This window comes from Sulfitobacter sp. 1A10359, assembly GCF_043558145.1.
GTDB lineage: Bacteria > Pseudomonadota > Alphaproteobacteria > Rhodobacterales > Rhodobacteraceae > Sulfitobacter > Sulfitobacter faviae.
In genome coordinates this window covers 1-18,631 of sequence record NZ_JBIFGB010000003.1, presented here as the reverse complement: position 1 = coordinate 18,631, position 18,631 = coordinate 1, and the positions used below count along the sequence as shown (strand labels likewise).

21 protein-coding genes are annotated in these 18,631 nt (G+C 62.9%); 10 read left to right on the top strand and 11 right to left on the bottom strand.

Annotated elements, in window-relative coordinates; translation table 11 throughout:
* Positions 1 to 8: 8 nt before the first annotated feature.
* A complete protein-coding gene (locus ACGYK2_RS08420; RefSeq protein WP_271688328.1) occupies positions 9 to 1,607 on the bottom strand; it encodes a phosphoenolpyruvate carboxykinase in 1,599 nt (532 codons plus the stop codon).
* A gap of 379 nt (positions 1,608 to 1,986) precedes the next feature.
* Between ACGYK2_RS08420 and ACGYK2_RS08415 the strand changes: the two genes are divergently transcribed.
* Genes ACGYK2_RS08415 through ACGYK2_RS08385 form a run of 7 tightly spaced genes read left to right on the top strand, consistent with a single transcriptional unit; the run spans position 1,987 to position 7,364 of the window.
* Positions 1,987 to 2,688 (top strand): response regulator transcription factor, encoded by a 702-nt coding sequence (locus ACGYK2_RS08415; protein WP_394374282.1) that lies wholly within the window; start codon positions 1,987 to 1,989, stop codon positions 2,686 to 2,688.
* Between the two features lie 42 nt (positions 2,689 to 2,730).
* Positions 2,731 to 4,419 (top strand): sensor histidine kinase, encoded by a 1,689-nt coding sequence (locus tag ACGYK2_RS08410; RefSeq protein ID WP_271688326.1) that lies wholly within the window; start codon positions 2,731 to 2,733, stop codon positions 4,417 to 4,419.
* A gap of 21 nt (positions 4,420 to 4,440) precedes the next feature.
* Positions 4,441 to 4,869, top strand: coding sequence for an HPr kinase/phosphorylase (locus ACGYK2_RS08405; protein ID WP_271688325.1), 429 nt, complete (start codon positions 4,441 to 4,443; stop codon positions 4,867 to 4,869).
* Complete coding sequence (rapZ, locus tag ACGYK2_RS08400) at positions 4,866 to 5,771, top strand: RNase adapter RapZ (RefSeq protein WP_271688324.1); 906 nt, start codon at positions 4,866 to 4,868, stop codon at positions 5,769 to 5,771. Before ACGYK2_RS08405 ends, rapZ begins: the two co-directional genes overlap by 4 nt.
* Complete coding sequence (locus ACGYK2_RS08395) at positions 5,768 to 6,160, top strand: PTS sugar transporter subunit IIA (RefSeq protein WP_067260606.1); 393 nt, start codon at positions 5,768 to 5,770, stop codon at positions 6,158 to 6,160. Before rapZ ends, ACGYK2_RS08395 begins: the two co-directional genes overlap by 4 nt.
* Positions 6,161 to 6,176: 16 nt before the next feature.
* Positions 6,177 to 6,446 carry an HPr family phosphocarrier protein gene (locus tag ACGYK2_RS08390; protein ID WP_067260603.1) on the top strand — a complete coding sequence of 90 codons (270 nt, stop codon included), beginning with the start codon at positions 6,177 to 6,179 and terminating at the stop codon, positions 6,444 to 6,446.
* Between the two features lie 33 nt (positions 6,447 to 6,479).
* Complete coding sequence (locus ACGYK2_RS08385; protein ID WP_271688322.1) at positions 6,480 to 7,364, top strand: lysophospholipid acyltransferase family protein; 885 nt, start codon at positions 6,480 to 6,482, stop codon at positions 7,362 to 7,364.
* A 79-nt stretch (positions 7,365 to 7,443) separates the two neighbouring features.
* Here ACGYK2_RS08385 and ACGYK2_RS08380 read toward each other — a convergent pair whose 3' ends face one another.
* Positions 7,444 to 8,319 (bottom strand): 3-hydroxybutyryl-CoA dehydrogenase, encoded by an 876-nt coding sequence (locus tag ACGYK2_RS08380; protein WP_168612495.1) that lies wholly within the window; start codon positions 8,317 to 8,319, stop codon positions 7,444 to 7,446.
* Positions 8,320 to 8,475: 156 nt separating this feature from the next.
* On the opposite strand from ACGYK2_RS08380, the gene ACGYK2_RS08375 reads away from it, so the two are divergent.
* Complete coding sequence (locus ACGYK2_RS08375; RefSeq protein ID WP_276154330.1) at positions 8,476 to 9,309, top strand: DUF6473 family protein; 834 nt, start codon at positions 8,476 to 8,478, stop codon at positions 9,307 to 9,309.
* A gap of 73 nt (positions 9,310 to 9,382) precedes the next feature.
* Here the strand turns inward: ACGYK2_RS08375 and ACGYK2_RS08370 are convergent, their stop codons facing one another.
* The 7 genes from ACGYK2_RS08370 to ACGYK2_RS08340 form a co-directional block, all read right to left on the bottom strand.
* Entirely contained in the window at positions 9,383 to 10,309 is a 927-nt protein-coding gene (locus ACGYK2_RS08370; protein ID WP_271688320.1) for an electron transfer flavoprotein subunit alpha/FixB family protein, read from the bottom strand.
* Positions 10,309 to 11,067, bottom strand: coding sequence for an electron transfer flavoprotein subunit beta/FixA family protein (locus tag ACGYK2_RS08365; protein WP_067260591.1), 759 nt, complete (start codon positions 11,065 to 11,067; stop codon positions 10,309 to 10,311). Before ACGYK2_RS08365 ends, ACGYK2_RS08370 begins: the two co-directional genes overlap by 1 nt.
* Before the next feature lie 161 nt (positions 11,068 to 11,228).
* Positions 11,229 to 11,804: a cob(I)yrinic acid a,c-diamide adenosyltransferase gene (locus ACGYK2_RS08360; RefSeq protein WP_271688317.1), complete on the bottom strand. Its 576-nt coding sequence runs from the start codon at positions 11,802 to 11,804 to the stop codon at positions 11,229 to 11,231.
* Positions 11,804 to 12,010 carry a twin transmembrane helix small protein gene (locus tag ACGYK2_RS08355; RefSeq protein WP_067260586.1) on the bottom strand — a complete coding sequence of 69 codons (207 nt, stop codon included), beginning with the start codon at positions 12,008 to 12,010 and terminating at the stop codon, positions 11,804 to 11,806. The genes ACGYK2_RS08360 and ACGYK2_RS08355 overlap by 1 nt, the downstream gene beginning before the upstream one ends.
* A 57-nt stretch (positions 12,011 to 12,067) precedes the next feature.
* Positions 12,068 to 12,901, bottom strand: a complete 834-nt coding sequence (locus ACGYK2_RS08350) for an SDR family NAD(P)-dependent oxidoreductase (RefSeq protein ID WP_271688315.1) — start codon at positions 12,899 to 12,901, stop codon at positions 12,068 to 12,070.
* A gap of 57 nt (positions 12,902 to 12,958) precedes the next feature.
* Positions 12,959 to 13,651, bottom strand: coding sequence for an SH3 domain-containing protein (locus ACGYK2_RS08345; RefSeq protein WP_271688314.1), 693 nt, complete (start codon positions 13,649 to 13,651; stop codon positions 12,959 to 12,961).
* Positions 13,648 to 13,875, bottom strand: a complete 228-nt coding sequence (locus ACGYK2_RS08340; protein WP_271688313.1) for a hypothetical protein — start codon at positions 13,873 to 13,875, stop codon at positions 13,648 to 13,650. The genes ACGYK2_RS08345 and ACGYK2_RS08340 overlap by 4 nt, the downstream gene beginning before the upstream one ends.
* On the opposite strand from ACGYK2_RS08340, the gene ACGYK2_RS08335 reads away from it, so the two are divergent.
* Positions 13,865 to 16,306 carry a DNA topoisomerase IV subunit A gene (locus ACGYK2_RS08335; RefSeq protein WP_271688312.1) on the top strand — a complete coding sequence of 814 codons (2,442 nt, stop codon included), beginning with the start codon at positions 13,865 to 13,867 and terminating at the stop codon, positions 16,304 to 16,306. The genes ACGYK2_RS08340 and ACGYK2_RS08335 overlap by 11 nt on opposite strands.
* Positions 16,307 to 16,331: 25 nt before the next feature.
* Here ACGYK2_RS08335 and ACGYK2_RS08330 read toward each other — a convergent pair whose 3' ends face one another.
* Positions 16,332 to 17,690 carry a cytochrome P450 gene (locus ACGYK2_RS08330; RefSeq protein WP_271688311.1) on the bottom strand — a complete coding sequence of 453 codons (1,359 nt, stop codon included), beginning with the start codon at positions 17,688 to 17,690 and terminating at the stop codon, positions 16,332 to 16,334.
* Positions 17,691 to 17,817: 127 nt separating this feature from the next.
* On the opposite strand from ACGYK2_RS08330, the gene ACGYK2_RS08325 reads away from it, so the two are divergent.
* Entirely contained in the window at positions 17,818 to 18,396 is a 579-nt protein-coding gene (locus ACGYK2_RS08325) for a hypothetical protein (protein WP_067260571.1), read from the top strand.
* Between the two features lie 48 nt (positions 18,397 to 18,444).
* Here the strand turns inward: ACGYK2_RS08325 and ACGYK2_RS08320 are convergent.
* Positions 18,445 to 18,631: hypothetical protein (locus ACGYK2_RS08320; RefSeq protein ID WP_394374281.1), on the bottom strand; the 187-nt coding region annotated here is incomplete at its 5' end.

Here is an 18,631-nt window from a genome sequence, read left to right as displayed (position 1 = left end):
CGAAAAGCTTAGCTGATCGCCGCGGCTTTCACGTCGTCGTCGATATGGGGCAGGTACTGCTCGAAGTTGTCCGAGAACATCTTGACCAGTTTTGCCGCTTGACGGTCATAGGCTTCTGGATCGTCCCAGGTCCGGCGCGGGTCGAGCAGGATGTCGGCGACGCCGTTCACCTCGACAGGGACATCGAAGCCGAAGTTCGGATCCTTACGGAACTCGGCATCCGCCAGACGGCCTTCGAGCGCGGCGCTGAGCAGGGCGCGGGTCGCCTTGATCGGCATCCGCGAGCCGGTGCCGTATGCGCCGCCGGTCCAGCCGGTGTTCACGAGCCAGCAGGTGGCGCCGTGCTGGGCGATCTTTTCGCGCAGCAGGTTGCCGTAAACCTCGGGGCGGCGCGGCATGAAGGGGGCGCCGAAACAGGTGGAGAATGTGGGCTCCGGCTCGGTCACGCCACGCTCGGTTCCCGCCACCTTGGAGGTGAAGCCCGACAGGAAATGATACATCGCCTGCGCCGGGCTCAGCCGCGCGATCGGGGGCAGCACGCCGAAGGCATCACAGGTCAGCATGATGATGTTTTTCGGGTGGCCGCCGACGGCCTTCTCACTTGCGTTCGAGATGTAGTGCAGCGGGTAGGCGGCACGCATGTTGGCGGTGAGCGAGTCGTCGTCGAAGTCGAGTTCAAAAGTATCGGGATCGAAGACCATATTCTCGATCACGGTGCCGAATTTGGAGGTCGTTGCGTAGATCTCCGGCTCCGCCTCGGGGTTGAGGTTGATGGTCTTGGCATAGCAGCCGCCTTCAAAGTTGAAGGTGCCGTTGTCAGACCAGCCGTGCTCGTCATCGCCGATCAGCGTGCGCTCGGGATCGGCGGAGAGGGTGGTCTTGCCGGTGCCCGAGAGGCCGAAGAAGACGGCGGTGTCGACCGGGTTACCATTGGCGTGGTTGGCCGAGCAGTGCATCGGCATGATGCCTTTTTCGGGCAGCAGGTAGTTCAGCAGGGTGAAGACCGATTTCTTGTTCTCGCCCGCGTATTCGGTGCCGCCGATGAGGATCATCTTGCGGTCGAAGTTCATCGCGATCACGGTCTCGCTGCGGCAGTTGTGCTTGGCCGGATCGGCCTGGAAGCTGGGGCAGTTAATGACGGTGAAATCGGCAGTGAAGTCCTTCAGCGCTTCGGCGTAGGGGCGGCGCAGCATGGTGCGAATGAAAAGCCCGTGCCATGCCAGTTCGGTCACCATGCGCACGTTGATCGCATGTTTGGGGTCCGCACCGCCGACGAGGTCCTGCACGAAGTAGTCCTTGCCCTGCATGTGGGCGATCATGTCGTCGTAGAGCGCGTCGAAGCCTTCGGGCGACATCTCGGCGTTGTTCTCCCACCAGATGCTCTCGGCCACGCTGTCGGTCTTGACCACGTGTTTGTCCTTCGGCGAGCGGCCGGTGAACTTGCCAGTGGTGACCAGGAAGGCGCCGCCCTTGCCGAGGCTGCCTTCGCCGCGCTTCAGCGCGGCTTCGACGAGCGCGGGCTCGGTCAGGTTGTAATAGACATCGCCCAGCCCGGTGATCTGCTGATCCTTGAGGCTGAACTGCGGGTTTACCCGTCCAAATGTCATATGATGTCTCCTGTGGTAGCGCGTGAGCAGCGCAGAACGTGTCCGAGCGGGCGCAATTGCCCTGGGCGTCGGGGGCCTTGAGAGCCTCTTAACACGGGCGTTTTCAGGTTGAACAGGCAGCTTTGTCACAGTTAGCGCCATCATCTAAAACTTTGTTTCTGAGCGCTTAGAACCCGCCCCAAAGCGGTGGATGCTGCCGCGTCTTCACCTTGGGCGGGGCCAGTCAAAGTGCGGCAATTTAGCCATTCCTAACCAAATTATGACGGAATTGGTGCATCTCAGAGGCACGATTCGCACTTAAGGATTGATTCGATCTGTAATATTGGAGATCACTGACTCCAAAAATAAGAACGAATTGAGCAGCATAAGGAAGCAGGCAATGTCAAAGATCGCATTGGTAGACGATGACAGGAACATCCTGACATCCGTTTCGATGACTCTTGAAGCTGAAGGTTTCGAAGTGGAAACCTATAACGATGGCCAAGCGGCGCTGGACGCCTTCAACAAGAAACTGCCCGATATGGCGGTGCTGGACATCAAGATGCCCCGTATGGACGGCATGGATCTGCTCCAACGTCTGCGCCAGAAAACCGCGATGCCGGTGATTTTCCTGACCTCCAAGGACGATGAGATCGACGAGGTGCTGGGCCTGCGCATGGGGGCCGACGATTACGTCAAAAAACCCTTCAGCCAGCGCCTGTTGGTCGAGCGTATCCGCGCCCTTCTGCGCCGCCAAGACGCGGTCGAGACGAATGAGGTCGGCGATACCGAAGAGACCAAGGTGATGGAACGCGGCGATCTGCGGATGGACCCGCTGCGCCACGCGGTAAGCTGGAAGGGCAAGGATGTGTCGCTGACCGTGACCGAATTCCTGCTGCTGCAAGCCCTCGTGCAGCGCCCCGGTTTCGTGAAATCGCGCGACCAACTGATGGATGTGGCCTATGATGATCAGGTCTATGTGGATGACCGCACCATCGACAGCCACATCAAGCGCCTGCGCAAGAAGATGCGCAGCGCTGATGACGAATTCTCGGCGATCGAGACGCTTTACGGCATCGGCTATAGATATAACGAAGAGTAAACCCGTCGGTTAACGCGGGTCGAAAGGAAGCTTGTGCGGGACATGGCTGCTGGCAGGGACGGTGATGTTGTATTGGGGGATGATTGGGTCACCCCCGACAGTGCCGCGCCGGATGAAATTCGGGTCAAGCGTGAACGGCGGGGGCTGTTCTCGCTCCGCTCCTCGCCGCTGACGCGCAAGATCATTACCTTCAACCTGATCGCGCTCAGCGTTCTGGTTGCGGGGATCCTCTACCTCAATTCCTCGCGAGACAGTCTGGCGCTGCAACGCGCCGCGGCACTGGTGTCTGAGACTGAGCTGATCGCCGATGTGATCGAGGCCCAACTCCCCGCAGGCGCGCCGGTGAACCTGACCACTGGCGATGGTGTCGATGTGGCTGCCACGCTCGACGGGCTGGATCTGCGCGGCGGCATCGAAGTCTTTGTCTATGATCCGGCGGAAACGCTGGTCGCCCGCACCGCAGGCAGCCTTACCGTGGCCGAAGCCCTCGCCGCGTCCGAGGCGGGTGAGCGGACCTTGCTGAACGACGGGTTGAATTGGCTTTGGGACCGGGTTTCGGCCCCCTTCAGCACCGATGAGGTCACCGCCACCCCGCCGCTCGAAGAGCAATTGCGCGGCATGGTCGGCACTAGCGTGACCAGCGGCACCCGGCTGGAAGGCACGCTCGCCATCGAAGGCGGCACGCTTTTCAGCGTGGTGACTCCCATCATGCAGGGCGAGGCCCCGGTCGGCGTGGTCGCCGTGGCCAGTGCTGCGGGAGAGATCGACCGCCTTGTGCGCAGCGAACGCGAGCGCGTCTTGCAGATTTTCGTCATCGCGACCCTCGTCTCCATCGGCCTCAGCCTCGTTCTGGCCTCGACCATCGCCAATCCGCTGGCCGACCTCTCTGCCGCCGCCGAACTGGGCCGCGACAAGGACGCGCGCAAGATGAACCCCGGCCGTATCCGCATCCCGGACCTGACCGCGCGCCCCGATGAGATCGGCCGCCTATCGGGCGCCCTCCGCGGCATGGTCTCGGCGCTCTACAATCGGATCGACGGCAACGAACAATTCGCCGCCGATGTGGCCCATGAGATCAAGAACCCGCTCGCTTCGCTCCGGTCTGCTGTGGGCACGCTGCGAATGGTCAAGCGCGACGACCAGCGCGAGAAACTGCTGGATGTGATCGAACATGACGTGCGCCGCCTCGACCGTTTGGTGAGCGACATTTCCAATGCCTCGCGGCTCGATTCCGAACTGGTCAAGGAAGAGGAAGAGCCCTTCGACCTGCTGCAAATGCTGGGCAATCTGGGCCAGTACCTCGGCGAAGATGCGAAATCCAAAGGCATCGATTTCATCACCGATCTCCCCGCTGCGCCGATCACCGTGCATGGGTTGGAAGCCCGTTTGGCGCAGGTCTTCGTGAACCTGATCACCAACGCGATTTCCTTTTGCGAAGACGGCGACGCGATCCGGGTCTGGGCCCGCAAACGTGCCAATCGCGTGTTGATCGTCGTCGAGGACACCGGCCCCGGCATCCCCGAGCAGGCGCTCGGCAAAATCTTCAAACGCTTTTACTCGCAACGCCCGGAAGAGCATTTCGGCAACAATTCCGGCCTCGGCCTCGCAATCTCCAAGCAGATCGTCGAAGCCCATGGCGGCGTGATTTGGGCCGAGAACATCCGCCCGACTGAAGCCGACATTACCTCCGAACCGCTCGGCGCGCGTTTTGTCGTGGGGCTGCCCACCTAAATCCCGGGCGCGGGGCCTGATATGACCGTCGAGCGCGAAAACCTCCACGCCAGCTGCGTGGCGATCAATGGGCGCGGGGTGCTGATCCTTGGCCCGTCCGGTGCGGGCAAATCGGCGCTCGCCCTGCAACTGATCGCCCTTGGCGCCAAGCTGGTGGCCGATGATCGCACCGATATCATGCGCGAGGGGGATCAGGTGATCGCCAGCGTCCCCGAGCCGATCCGCGGCCTGATCGAAGCGCGTTATGTCGGCATTCTGCGGGCCGAGGATCACGGCCCCGTGCCGCTGGCCCTCGTCGTCGATCTGGCCCGCACCGAAGACCAGCGTCTTCCCGAAGGGCACAGCCATATGCTACGGGGTGTCACGTTGCCCTGTTTTCACAAATGCGATAGCGCTCATTTTGCGGCAGCAATTCATCTGTATATGTCAGGTGTGGAAGAACCGAATTGATCAGTCAGACCTCATCAACAGACCCCGCCCCGCGGCGGTTGGTTCTTGTCACCGGCCCTTCGGGCGCCGGGCGGTCCTCTGCGCTCAACGTGCTTGAAGATGCGGGGTTCGAGGCGATCGACAACCTGCCGCTGCGGCTGCTGCCCGCGCTGCTTGACCGCCCCGGCGATGCGCAATCGGTGGCCTTGGGGATCGACGCCCGCAACCGGGACTTTTCCACCGAAGGCGTGCTGGAGCTGATGGGCCGCCTGACGGCTGAGCCGGGGTGGCGCGCGGAACTGCTCTATCTCGACTGCGCCCCCGATGTGCTGCTGCAACGCTTTTCCGAAACCCGCCGCCGCCACCCGCTGGCCCCGGCTGACCGCCCAGTCGACGGGATCGCACGCGAGCAGGAACTGCTCCACCCGATCCGCGCCCGTGCCGACGTGTTGATCGATACGACAACGCTGAACGTCCACGAGTTGCGCGCCGAGGTCGAGCAATGGTTCGCCCCCGGCGGGCAGCGCCAACTGACGGTCTCGGTACAAAGCTTTTCCTACAAACGGGGCCTTCCGCGCGGCGTTGATGTGGTGCACGACTGCCGCTTTCTGAACAATCCCTATTGGGTTCCTGAATTGCGCAGTGGCGACGGGCGCGACCCTTCCGTCGCGGCCCATGTGGCGAGCGATAAGCGCTACGCGGATTTCGCCGACAAGGTGCTCGACCTCAGCCTGCTGCTGCTGCCCGCCTACCGCGAGGAGGGCAAATCGCATATCTCCATCGCATTCGGCTGTACGGGCGGGCAACACCGCTCTGTCGCCATGGCCGAAGATCACGCTTTGCGCCTTGCAGAGCAGGGCTGGCAGGTGTCAATTAGGCATCGAGAGCTGGACCGTCAGCATCGTGAAGGAAGCAAGCCGTGATCGGGATCGTCATCGTCGCACATGGGGGGCTGGCGCAAGAATATCTTGCCGCCATCGAACATGTCGTGGGATCCCAATTCGGCGTGCGCGCCATCGCCATCGAAGCCGACCATGACCGCGCCGACAAAGAACGCGAGATCTGCGGCGCCGCCGATGCGGTGGACCAAGGCGCCGGTGTGGTGGTTGTCACCGATCTTTTCGGCGGCTCCCCCTCGAACCTCAGCCTCTTGGCTTGCCGCCCGGAAAACCGCCGGATCATCTACGGCGCGAACCTGCCCATGCTGATCAAACTCGCCAAATCGCGGCATATGGATGTGCCCGATGCCGTGCGCGCCGCGCTCGAAGCTGGTAAGAAGTATATCGACAGCCAGAATGTCAGCGCAGGTTAGAAGGCCCCAAGACGTCATGCCCGAATTTTCTTTAAAGATCGTTAACGAAAAAGGCCTGCACGCGCGCGCCTCCGCCAAATTGGTCGAGGTGGTCGAGGCGTTTGATGCCCGTGCCGAAGTCAGCAAGGATGGCATGTCGGCCTCGGGCGACAGTATCATGGGGCTCTTGATGCTCGGCGCGTCGCGCGGCACCACCATCGATGTCCAAACCTCCGGCCCCGATGCCGAGGCCTTGGCCGAAGCTTTAACCGCCCTCGTGGCGGATAAGTTCGGCGAAGGGTTTTAGGCCCGCCAAGCGGGAAAAGGAACCGCCGACCCCATGGATGACGTGCAAAACATCGCGGCTGAGCCGGCCCAGACAGGCGACGGCACGGTGACCTTCACCAAATACGACCGCCGCAGCCTGTCCTATGCCTCGACCTTCGATGACCCATGGAAGGCGCGAGTGATCTCCGCGATGGAGCTTTTCACCGGCAAGCTCAAAATCCTGCGGCTAATCCGCAAGTTCGAACAACGCGGCACCCCCTCGGGCCAAGCCTTTTGGCGCGCAGCGCTCGACACGATGGGCATCGACCTCACAACCCCGCAAGAGCAGTTGGACCGCATCCCGAAAGAAGGGCCCGTCGTAGTCGTGGCAAATCACCCCCACGGTATGGTCGACGGTATGATTTTCGCCGATCTCATCGGCCGCGTGCGCCCCGATTACCGTATCCTCACCCGGTCGCTGCTCACTTCCATTGACGAGGTGGCAGGCAGCTACATGATCCCGGTGCCCTTCCCACATGACCCGGATGCGCAGCGCAAAGGCGTGGAAATGCGCGCCAAGGCCATGGCCCATCTCAAAGAAGGCGGCGTCGTGGCGCTCTTCCCCTCAGGCGTCGTCGCGGCCTCGGAAAGCTGGTGGGGCCCGGCGGTCGAAGCGGAATGGAACGTCTTCACCGCCAAGATGATCCGCCGTTCCGGTGCGCAGGTGGTGCCGATGCGCTTCCCGGGCCAGAACAGCCGCGCCTATCAGATTGCCAACAGGCTCAGCCCGATGCTGCGCCAAGGGCTCTTGCTGCATGAGATCGCCCACGCCTGCGACAAACCCCAAGGCCCCATCGTCGGCCACCCGCTCGCCCGCCAAGAGATTGACCGCTGGGCCGACGACCCGCGCGGTTTCATGGCTTGGCTGCGCGCCCATACTCTGGCGCTCACCAACTAAACTTCATCCTTTTAAAAATACCCTCGGGGGAATCGCGCCTCTGGCGCGATGGGGGCAGGGCCCCCAACACCCTCGCAACTCAGCGCGTCGGAACGGGCTTTTCGCCCCGGTAATCATAGAACCCACGCTGCGTCTTGCGGCCCAACCACCCGGCTTCGACATATTTGGTCAGCAGCGGGCAGGGGCGATATTTCGTATCCGCCAACCCGTCATGCAGAACGTTCATAATGGCAAGGCAGGTGTCGAGACCAATAAAGTCCGCAAGCTCCAGCGGCCCCATCGGATGGTTCGCCCCCAGCTTCATCGAACTGTCGATCGACTCGACGTTGCCGACCCCTTCGTAGAGCGTATAGACCGCCTCGTTGATCATCGGCATCAGGATGCGGTTCACGATAAAGGCTGGGAAATCCTCCGCCGAGGCGGCGGTCTTGCCCAAACGGTCCACCACGGCTTTGCAAGCGTCATAGGTCTCGCTGTCCGTGGCGATGCCGCGGATCAATTCGACCAGCTGCATCACCGGCACAGGGTTCATGAAGTGAAAGCCCATGAATTTCTCGGGCCGGTCGGTGCGGCTGGCAAGGCGGGTGATCGAGATCGAGGAAGTGTTCGAGGTCAGGATCGTCGTCGGCTTCAGATGCGGGATCAGGTCTTCAAAGATCGCCTGTTTCACCGTTTCGCGCTCGGTCGCGGCTTCGATCACCAGATCGCTTTGGCCCAGATCGCTTAGCGTCTGCGTCGTGGTGATGCGCGCCATGGCGGCGTCCCGGTCGGCGGCGGTGATCTTTTCGCGGCTGACTTGGCGGTCCATATTGCCGGTCACGGTTTTCATCGCTTTGGCCAGCGCATCGGCGCTGACATCGTTCAGCAGCACGTCGTAGCCCGCCAGCGCCATGACATGGGCGATCCCATTGCCCATTTGCCCCGCTCCCACGATACCGATTGTCTGGATGTCCATGGCCTGTCCTTTGCTTGAGTTCGGCGCACAATAGGGCGCGTGGCGGGGGTGCCGCAAGGGCAGCTGTTTACGAAATCTCACGACAAATTCGCCCATTAACAGAATCGCAGCCCCTGTTGTGCAATCTGGCTTTGGGTGAACAAAAAGGTGGGTTCGATGACCTATGATGCAGTGGGGCCAGCGCCTCTGGACTATTTGCCATGCCGCTACGGCACGTCAAAGCTGATGTTTCGCGGCCCGCGCCGCAGGTTGGAGGCGCCCTATATCGCCTTTCTCGGCGGGACGGAGACCTATGGCAAATTCATTGAAGAGCCGTTTCCCGCGCGGGTCGAGGCCGAGATCGGCAAGACCTGTGTGAACTTCGGCTTTCCCAACGCGGGGATCGACGCTTTTGCCCACGACCCTTTCGTCGCGCAGGCCGCCTCGCAGGCAGATGTGACGGTGGTTCAGGTCATGGGGGCGCAGAACATGACCAACCGTTTCTATTCCGTGCACCGGCGTCGGAACGACCGTTTCGTCGGGGCCTCCGCGCTGTTGCAGACGATCTACCGCGAAGTCGATTTCTCGCAGTTCCACTTCAACCGGCACATGCTGACGCACCTCATGCAGGTCTCGCCCGAACGGTTCGAAGCGGTGCGCGCGGAGCTTCAGCAGGCGTGGATGGCGCGCATGCGTTTGATGTTGGGGCAGATACAGGGGCGCACGCTCCTGCTTTGGCTGGCTGACCGCCCGCCGGTCGCCACAGCAGCGCAGCCGGTGAGAGAGTTGGGCCATGATCCGCTTTTCGTGACACGCGAAATGTTGGACGCGGTGGCCCAACACGCCACGGCCAAGATCGAGGTCGTCTCTCCCAAAGACCCCTCAGGGGCGCCGACCGCTGGCATGGTGGTCAGTGAATTCGAGGCGCAGGCCGCGTCGGAAATGCTGGGCCCGATGGCTCATGCCTCTGCCGCCGCCGCTTTGACCGATGCGCTGCAAAGCATGTCCTGACGCTCCCGGTAGGGGCATGCACGAAAAAGGCCCGCCGAGAACGGCGGGCCTTTGGTGTTTCAGGTGAAAAGCCTTACAGCTTTTCGATCAGTTCCGGCACCGCGTCGAAGAGGTCTGCCACGAGACCGTAGTCGGCAACTTGGAAGATCGGCGATTCTTCGTCTTTGTTGATCGCGACGATGATCTTGGAGTCTTTCATCCCGGCAAGGTGCTGGATCGCGCCCGAGATGCCAACCGCGACATAGAGGTCAGGGGCGACCACTTTGCCGGTCTGGCCAACTTGCCAGTCGTTCGGAGCGTAGCCCGAATCAACCGCCGCGCGGGACGCGCCAACGGCGGCGCCCAGTTTGTCGGCCAGTTTCTCGATCAGGGCGAAGTCCTCTTCCGAGCCGACGCCACGACCACCGGAAACCACCACGCCCGCGCTTGTCAGCTCGGGGCGGTCCGATTCGGCGACCTTGTCTTCGACCCATGTGGACAGGCCGGGGTTCTCGGCAGCCGAGATGGTCTCGACCGAGGCGGAGCCGCCTTCGCCTGCCGCATCGAAGGTCGATGTGCGGAAGGTGATGACCTTCTTGGCGTCGTTCGACTTCACGGTCTGCACCGCGTTGCCCGCGTAGATCGGGCGCTCAAAGGTATCGGCATCCACAACGCCGGAGGCATCCGAGATTACCATGACGTCAAGCAGCGCCGCGACGCGGGGCATGATGTTCTTGGCGTCCGTGGTGGCGGGCGCGACGATGTGGTCGTAGTCACCGGCAAGGCTGACGATCAGCGCCGCGGTGGCTTCGGCCAGACGGTGGCCCAGCATCTCGTCCTCGGCAACCAGCACCTTGGAGACGCCATCGATCTTGGCCGCCGCTTCGCCAGCCGCCGCAGCAGAGCTGCCAGCCGCCAGAATGGTCACGTCGCCCAGTTGCTTGGCCGCGGTCACCGCCTTGGCGGTTGCGTCCATCGACAGTTCGCCGTCGGAAATCTCTGCAATCAGAAGAACAGCCATTACACAGCCCCCGCTTCTTTGAGTTTCGCCACAAGCTCGTCGACCGAGCCGACCTTGATGCCAGCGGCGCGTTCCGCGGGCTCTTCGGTCTTCACGACTTCCAAGCGGTTGGAGACGTCGACGCCGTAGTCCTCGGCGGTCTTCTCATCCAGCGGCTTTTTCTTGGCCTTCATGATGTTGGGCAGCGAGGCGTAGCGCGGCTCGTTGAGGCGCAGGTCCACGGTGACCACGGTCGGCATGGTGACTTCGATGGTCTGCAGGCCGCCGTCGACTTCGCGGGTCACTTTCGCCTTGTCGCCTTCGATGGCGATGTCGGAAGCGAAGGTGGCCTGCGACCAGCCCATCAGCGCCGAGAGCATCTGCCCGGTGGCGTTCATGTCGTTGTCGATCGCCTGCTTGCCGCAGAGCACGAGGCTCGGCTGCTCTTCGTCGACGACGGCTTTGAGGATCTTGGCCACGGCCAGCGGTTCGATGTCCTTGTGCACATCGTCCGAGGCCACCACGAGGATCGCGCGGTCGGCACCCATGGCGAGGGCGGTGCGCAGCGTTTCCTGCGCTTGCTTCACACCGATGGAGACGGCGACGACCTCTTCAGCCTGGCCGGCTTCTTTCAGACGAATCGCCTGTTCGACGGCGATTTCGTCGAAAGGGTTCATCGACATTTTCACATTGGCAAGATCAACACCCGATCCGTCCGCTTTGACACGAACTTTCACGTTATAGTCGATCACGCGTTTGACAGGCACCAGTACCTTCATGAGCGGTCTCTCTCCTCAGTTTGCGACGCGGGCTGGTGGCCCGGTCTCCCTAATTCTCCAGACGGGTGTAACGAAGCGGATCGGATCAAAACAGGCCAAAATCGGCAGGTTGGCAGTTTTGAACGCGGCGTTTTCCCGGTTTTTCGTCTGTTAGCGCTATTTTACGCCCGGTTCGCCCCCGGCACCCAAAGCACGTCTTCCTTGCCCGCGTTATTGGCCATCCGTGCGGCGACGAAGAACCAATCGCTCAGCCGGTTCAGATAGGTCACGCAGGCGGGGTTCACCGCCGTTTGCTCAGCCAGCAGCACCGCCAGCCGCTCGGCTCGGCGCGCGACGGTGCGGCAGACATGCAGATGCGCCGCCAGCGCGCGGCCACCCGGCAGGATGAAGCTGCGCAGCGACTCCAACTCGGAATTCATCACGTCGATCTCACGCTCCAGCCGGTCGACCTGTTCTTGAGTGACCCGCAGGGGCGGGTATTCCGCATCCTTATCGGCTTCCATATCGGGGCGGCAGAGGTCGGCGCCGAGATCGAAAAGGTCGTTCTGAATGCGCGCCAACGCTTCGTCGGTGGCGCCCGTGGCTTCAAGCCGTGCAACGCCGACAAAGCAGTTCAACTCATCCGAGGTGCCATAGGCCTCGACCCGCGCGTCATGTTTGGCGACACGGTCGCCATTGCCAAGGGCGGTGGTGCCCTTGTCCCCGGTGCGGGTGTAAATCTTGTTCAGTACAACCATTAGATCGTGCCCCCTCGGAAATAGACATAGGCAAGGATCAGCAGCACGGCGATGAACTGCGCGATGATCCGCCAGCGCATCAGCTTATTAGCGTTGCGTTTGTTGAATTTGCCCCCGGTGGCAAAGCCGCCCAGCCCCATCAGGAGCACAACGGCGACCGCCACGACAGAGATCAGGACGATCACGAAAAACGGATCATTTGGCATGGGCTGTCCTTTCGTTGGCCTGAGATGTAGCGGCACCGTGCAGCCGCGCAACCAAAATCAGCGGCTGGTGACCCAGTCCAGCGCCCGCGTCGGCAGGATACGCCGTAAAATACCGCCGATATGCGTTGGGGTTGTGACGAAATAGCGCGGGCGGGCCCGGGGGGATTCGACGGCGTGGACCAGCTTCTCGACCACCGCCTCGGGCGGGAGTTCGAAGCGGTCCTTCTTGCCGCTGTCGTCATAAAGCCGGGGGCGCATTGTGCTTTCATACTCCGCCGCGCGGGGGCTGCTTTGCCAGTCGATCCAACGCTCGAAACGCGGGATGGCCTTGGTCCGCAGTTTCGAGGTGACAGGGCCGGGTTCGATCAGGATCACCGCGACCCCGGTGCCGCGCATCTCAAGCCGTAGGGTATCGGTCAGCCCTTCAAGGGCGAATTTCGTGGAGTTATACGCCCCGCGCCACGGCATCGCCACCATGCCAAGCACCGAGGAACATTGCACGATCCGCCCGTGCCCCTGCTTGCGCATCACCGGGATCACCGCGCGGGTCAGGCTGTGCCAGCCAAAGAAATTCGCCTCGAATATCTCGCGCAGGGCATCGGTGGGGAGGTCTTCGACCAACCCGGGCGTGGCGTGGGCACCGTTGTTGAACAAAGCGTCGAGCGTGCCGCCGGTTTGGTCCAGCACATGGGCAAGCGCCGCGTGGATGCTGGCCTCATCGGTGTAGTCAAGGCGCGGCGCGTCGAATCCTTCGGCTTGCAGCCGGTCGCAATCCGCTTGTTGGCGGCAGGCAGCGAAAACGCGCCAGCCCCGGGCGCGCATGCCGTGCGCGGCGGCATAGCCGATGCCGCTGGAACAGCCGGTGATGAGGATGGAGCGGGTCGCAGACATGCAAAGGGCCCTTCGTGTGAAAGGCCCTTCATCGCGCGATGCTATGAGATTGGCAAGTTAGCCGTTGTTGAGCAGGAAGTCGGCCATCCAGCCGGATTCGCTGCCGTCGACGCTGCGGAAACGCACCCAGCCTGCGCCATTGTCTTCGATCACTTCGACAGCGTCGCCTTTGCCGAGCTTGCCGACCACGCCGAAGTTGGTGCCCGGACCGCCGCGGACATTGACGCGGGTGCCGTTGACTTCGCGAATGTCGGCCTGGGTCGTGCTGACAAAGCTCGCGCCGTTGTCAGCGCCTTCGATCAGGCTCGGGATGACAGCGGGCGCATTGGCGCTTGGCGTCGTGTAAGCGGCCTTTTCCACTTTGGGGGCAGGGGTGCTGACGGCCTTGGCCTTCACCACTTTCGCCCCGGCACGGTCCGCAGGGGTGGCCACGGCCTTTTGCACCATCCCGTCATTGGCCTGCGGCAGGTCGCTTAGCGTCGTGAGGTTCAGCGCCACGCGGGTCGCTGTGGCATCACGCGCAGGGGTTCGTTCGGCGAAGGGGGTGATCGGGCTTTCCGCCTTGCGGGCCGCGTTCGCGGCGGTGGCAGTGACAAGGTTGGAAGAGGGGTTGGCGCTGGCGATCAGGGCTGCCTCAGCCGCTTCGGCGCTGGCCGTTTGCGAGCCTGCGGGCACGAAGTCGGCCCCGCCGCTCATCTCGTAGAATGCCCAGCCCATGAAACCAAATGTCAAAAAGATGAACCGTTTCATTTTTGCTGTTCCTCGTCCCGTGTCAAACCATGTTGTTGTTGAGAGACCAACGCGAAACTTCGCGAATGGTTCATTTCTGACTGGCAAGAATTCGCATAGCCGAAAAGTATTGCTTTTTTCTCACTTGAAACCGTGCCAGCGGCCATTTTAACGAGTCGTTTGCCGGTAATCTGTCGCTTGCCCGCTCTGGCGTGCTTGGCTAAAAGACCCGTCATGTCAGACACAAGCACACCCCCAGAACTCGACCCGAATGACCTGTCCGAGCCGCTGCGCCGCGCCTTGGGGGATCGTTACCTGACCTATGCGCTGAGCACGATCATGCACCGGGCGCTGCCCGATGCGCGCGACGGGCTGAAGCCGGTGCACCGCCGCATCCTCTACGCCATGCGCGAGCTGCGGCTGTCGTCCACCGGGGGCTTCCGCAAATCGGCAAAGATCTCGGGCGACGTGATGGGTAACTACCACCCGCACGGCGATGCCGCGATTTACGACGCGATGGCGCGTCTGGCGCAGGATTTCAACGTGCGCTACCCGCTGGTCGACGGGCAGGGCAATTTCGGCAACATCGACGGCGACAACCCCGCGGCCTCGCGCTACACCGAGGCGCGGATGACCGCCGTGGCCGAGGCCATGCTCGAAGGGCTGAACGAGAACGCCGTCGACTTCCGCGAAAACTACGACGGCACGCTGACCGAGCCTGCGGTGCTGCCCGCGCAGTTCCCGAACCTTCTGGCCAATGGCTCCTCGGGCATCGCCGTGGGCATGGCCACGAACATCCCGCCGCATAACATCGCCGAGCTTTGCGACGCCTGTATCCACCTGATCAAGACGCCGGACGCACGCGACGACACGCTCTTGAACTACGTCCCCGGCCCGGATTTCCCCACCGGCGGCATCATCGTCGAGCCGCCCGAGAACATCGCCAATGCTTATCGCACAGGCCGCGGCTCCTTCCGGCTACGCTGCCGCTGGGGGGTTGAGGATCTGGGCCGTGGCGCGTGGCAGATTGTCGTCACCGAGATTCCCTATCAGGTCCAGAAGTCCAAGCTGATCGAGAAGATCGCCGAACTGATCCAGACCAAGAAGATCCCGATTCTCGCCGACATCCGCGACGAATCTGCCGAAGACATCCGCATGATCATTGAGCCGCGCTCGAAGAACGTCGATCCGAACGTGCTCATGGGGATGCTGTTCCGCAACTCCGATCTAGAGGTGCGCTTCTCGCTCAATATGAACGTGCTGATCGACGGGCAGACGCCCAAGGTCTGTTCGCTCAAGGAAGTGCTGCGCGCTTTCCTCGACCACCGGCGCGAGGTGCTGCAACGCCGTTCTCGGCACCGGATGGACAAGATTGACCACCGGCTTGAGGTGTTGCAGGGCCTGATCACGGCGTTTTTGAACCTCGACCGGGTGATTGAGATCATCCGCTACGACGAAGACCCCAAGGCCGCGTTGATGTACGAGGATTGGAGCCGCGCGCATCAGGAAACGCTGACCCGCGCCATGGACGAAACCGCTTACGTCTCGCCGCTGGCGGGGGTCGATGTCTCGAAACTGGCGGTCATCGCCGATGCCGAGGCGCAGGCCACCGGCGTGCTGGCTGAAAGTGGTGAGACCCGCGCGATCCCGCACAGCTACGCGGGCCGCGAGAACGGGCTCTCGGACGTGCAGGCCGAGGCGATTCTCAACATGCGCCTGCGGTCCTTGCGGCGTCTGGAAGAAGATGCGCTGGTGGCCGAGCGTGACGCGCTGATGACCGAACGTGCGGGGCTCGAAGACCTGCTGGAAAGCGAGGACCTGCAATGGTCCACCATCGCCGACCAGCTGCGCGCGACGAAAAAGCAGTTCGGCAAGGATTGGGTGATCGACGGCGTGAAGCGCGGCCAGCGTCTGACCGAATTCGACACCGCTGGAGAGGTCGAGGACGTGCCGATCGAGGCGATGATCGACCGCGAGCCGATCACCGTGGTCTGCAGCCAGATGGGCTGGATCCGCGCCATGACCGGCCATATCGACCTGAACCGCGAGTTGAAGTTCAAGGACGGCGACGGCCCGCGCTTCATCTTCCATGCCGAGACGACGGATCGGCTGCTGGTCTTTGGCTCGAACGGGCGGTTCTATACCGTCTCCGCCGCCAACCTGCCCGGCGGGCGCGGCATGGGCGAGCCGCTGCGCCTCATGGTCGATCTGCCCAACGAGGTGCAGATCGTCTCGCTCTTCATCCACCAGCCGGGGCGCAAGCTTTTGGTGGCCTCCACCGCGGGCGACGGTTTTGTCGTGCCTGAGGATGACGTTGTAGCCCAGACCCGCAGCGGCAAGCAGGTGCTCAACGTGCGCGGCGAGGGGGTCACGGCGCTGGTCTGTCACCCCGTCACCGGTGATAGCGTCGCCACGGTGGGCGAGAACCGCAAGGTGCTGGTCTTCGGCCTTGATGAGCTGCCCGAGATGGGCCGGGGCAAGGGCGTGCGGCTGCAGAAGTTCAAGGACGGCGGCCTGTCGGACGCCATCACCTTCACGCGCGAGGCGGGTCTCACTTGGCAAGACCCGGCGGGCCGCACGCGGACCGAGGCCGATCTGGCCGAATGGACCGGCAAGCGCGCAAGCTCGGGCCGCATGGCCCCCCGCGGCTTCCCGCGCGACAACAAGTTCACGTGAAACACCCGCGCCCTTCGGGGCGCGGTCAGTCCAGCGGCTCGGCGGTCATCCAGACGCCACCCTCGGGGCGCAGGGTCAGGATCATCACCGGCTCCGGGTCGCGGCCCGGCACCGGGGTGAATTTGAACCGCCCCAGCAGGGTGGCGAGGATGATCACCGCCTCCTGCAGCGCAAAGCTCGCCCCGATGCAGATGCGCGGACCGTCCCCGAAGGGCAGATAGGCGTAGCGGTCGATGGCCTTGCGATCGGCGAAGCGCTCAGGCCGAAAGGCGTCTGGGTCCTCCCAAAGCAACGCGTTGCGGCCGAGCGCGTAGATCGGGACCATCACCGTGTCCCCGGGTCGGATCTCGCGGTCGCAGAGCCTGTCGTGTTTCTGCGCCGTGCGCGAGATGATCCCGGCGGCGGGGTAGAGGCGCAGCGCCTCGTCGATGATCATCCGCACCAGCGGCAATTTATCCACGTCCTCGCCGGTACAGGCGCGGCCTTGAAGCACGGCGTGCACTTCGGCGCGGGCACGTTCTTGCATCTCGGGGTCAAAGCCCATCAGATACATCGACCAGGCCAGCGTCAGCGCCGTGGTTTCATGGCCCGCGACAATGAAGGTCAGCAGGTTGTCGCGTAACTCTCCGGTGTTCATCTGGCGCTTGGTCTTGGGGTCTTCGCCCTCCAGCAGCAGGTCCAGCAGATCGGGCGTGCCGTCATGGCCGCGCGCCACCCGCGCTTCGATCGCCTGATCGGCCATCGCCTTCATCTGCTTCAGCGCTTGGCCAGACATCATCCGCCCCGGGCGCGGCAGCCAGTCGGGCAGGCCGAGGATGTCGAAAAGGCTGATCTTGCCGGCCTCGGCGATATAGTCGTCGATGGCGCCATGCACCTTGTCGCGGTCGAAGGTGCCGTCGCCCGAGAAAGTCACGTCGCCGATCACGTCGAAGGTCGTCGTTACCATCTCGTCGAGCATGTTGACCGCGCGCGGCCCGGCGGCGGCGATGCGCTCGGCCGAGCGCGCGGCGGCGGCGCTCATGACGGGGGCGAGGTTGCGCACGTTGCGCTGCGAAAAGACGGGGGCGGCGGCGCGGCGCTGCCAACGCCAATGCGCGCCCTCGGCGATGAAGAGCGACTCACCGATGGCCGGGCGCAGCAGGTTCTTGGTGACGTCGGACTTCGGGTAGTCCTCCAACCGGTCGAGCAGTATCTGCCGGATCGCGCCGGGGTCCATCACCATATGCCAGCGCTTGCCGGTCTTGCCCGAGACCATGGGCTGCGTCGTGGCGATCTTGGGAATGATGCTCAGCACGTTGCGCCGCGCCATCTGCAGGCTGCCGAGCATGCCGACAGGCTCGGTAACGAGCGGCACGCGAACGGGCAGGGGGCGGGCTTGGGTCATCTTGCTGTCCTCACTCTCAGTCCAAGATAGACCGGCCCGGGGACTGCGCAACTGCGGCAAATGATTGCGCCCCTTGGGCCCATCGGCTACCCCTTTTCGAAACCTTAACACCCCTGAGGGATCGCCCATGCTGAGAGTTCTTGCCCTGTTGACCTTCGTCGCGACGCTGGCCGCCTGCAACGGGGCATCCGACCTCGACAAGGCGCCGACCCCGCTGGGGGATTTCAATCTGCACCACAATATCGTGGTGGCGCCCAAGGCGCAGAAGGGGCCGCTCAGCCGCGAGGTGAGCAAGGAAGAACTGGCCGAGGCCGTGCGCGCCGCCACCGCCGAACGCTTTGATCGCTACGAGGGCGAGCGGCTTTACCACTTCGGCATCAGCGTCGAGGGCTACGTGCTGGCCCAGCCGGGCATCCCGCTGGTCTTTGCCCCCAAATCGATCCTGATCCTCAACCTGACGGTCTGGGACGACGCCAAGAACAAAAAGCTGAACCCCGAGCCGCATCAGATCACTGTCTTCGAATCCCTCGATCAGGGGCCGGTGGTGGGCTCGGGCTATACCAAATCCGCCGAGGAGCAGCTGAAGAACCTCAGCCAGAACGCCGCCAAGGCGATTGAGACCTATCTGGTGAAGCAAAACCGCGAAGAGGGGTGGTTCAACGGCGGCACAGCCCTGTCCCCCGCCGGGGAGCCGGAGGATAAATAGACCATAGCCGAGGCGCGCCCGACCGATGCGGCAGGCCCACGGTGGGCTTTAAGTGGCGCCAAGACGCAAGTCTCGCTTGATTTTACCGCTCGAACCCAATACATCGCCCGCCAGATAGGGTTCGGGTCCCCGTTGGGGCCCCTCAATTAAAAGGGCGCCACCATGGCAAAGGCAAAGTTTGAACGCACCAAACCGCACGTCAACATCGGCACGATCGGCCACGTTGACCACGGTA

Coding starts and splice junctions, on each gene's coding strand:
- ACGYK2_RS08415 (WP_394374282.1), top strand. CDS start 1,987: ATGTCAAAGATCGCATTGGTAGACGATGACAGGAACATCCTGACATCC.
- ACGYK2_RS08325 (WP_067260571.1), top strand. CDS start 17,818: ATGCTGAGAGTTCTTGCCCTGTTGACCTTCGTCGCGACGCTGGCCGCC.
- ACGYK2_RS08365 (WP_067260591.1), bottom strand. CDS start 11,067: ATGAAGGTACTGGTGCCTGTCAAACGCGTGATCGACTATAACGTGAAA.
- ACGYK2_RS08410 (WP_271688326.1), top strand. CDS start 2,731: ATGGCTGCTGGCAGGGACGGTGATGTTGTATTGGGGGATGATTGGGTC.
- ACGYK2_RS08355 (WP_067260586.1), bottom strand. CDS start 12,010: ATGCCAAATGATCCGTTTTTCGTGATCGTCCTGATCTCTGTCGTGGCG.
- ACGYK2_RS08330 (WP_271688311.1), bottom strand. CDS start 17,690: ATGACCCAAGCCCGCCCCCTGCCCGTTCGCGTGCCGCTCGTTACCGAG.
- ACGYK2_RS08370 (WP_271688320.1), bottom strand. CDS start 10,309: ATGGCTGTTCTTCTGATTGCAGAGATTTCCGACGGCGAACTGTCGATG.
- ACGYK2_RS08335 (WP_271688312.1), top strand. CDS start 13,865: ATGTCAGACACAAGCACACCCCCAGAACTCGACCCGAATGACCTGTCC.
- ACGYK2_RS08360 (WP_271688317.1), bottom strand. CDS start 11,804: ATGGTTGTACTGAACAAGATTTACACCCGCACCGGGGACAAGGGCACC.
- ACGYK2_RS08420 (WP_271688328.1), bottom strand. CDS start 1,607: ATGACATTTGGACGGGTAAACCCGCAGTTCAGCCTCAAGGATCAGCAG.
- ACGYK2_RS08385 (WP_271688322.1), top strand. CDS start 6,480: ATGGATGACGTGCAAAACATCGCGGCTGAGCCGGCCCAGACAGGCGAC.
- ACGYK2_RS08350 (WP_271688315.1), bottom strand. CDS start 12,901: ATGTCTGCGACCCGCTCCATCCTCATCACCGGCTGTTCCAGCGGCATC.
- ACGYK2_RS08405 (WP_271688325.1), top strand. CDS start 4,441: ATGACCGTCGAGCGCGAAAACCTCCACGCCAGCTGCGTGGCGATCAAT.
- ACGYK2_RS08345 (WP_271688314.1), bottom strand. CDS start 13,651: ATGAAACGGTTCATCTTTTTGACATTTGGTTTCATGGGCTGGGCATTC.
- ACGYK2_RS08380 (WP_168612495.1), bottom strand. CDS start 8,319: ATGGACATCCAGACAATCGGTATCGTGGGAGCGGGGCAAATGGGCAAT.
- ACGYK2_RS08375 (WP_276154330.1), top strand. CDS start 8,476: ATGACCTATGATGCAGTGGGGCCAGCGCCTCTGGACTATTTGCCATGC.
- ACGYK2_RS08390 (WP_067260603.1), top strand. CDS start 6,177: ATGCCCGAATTTTCTTTAAAGATCGTTAACGAAAAAGGCCTGCACGCG.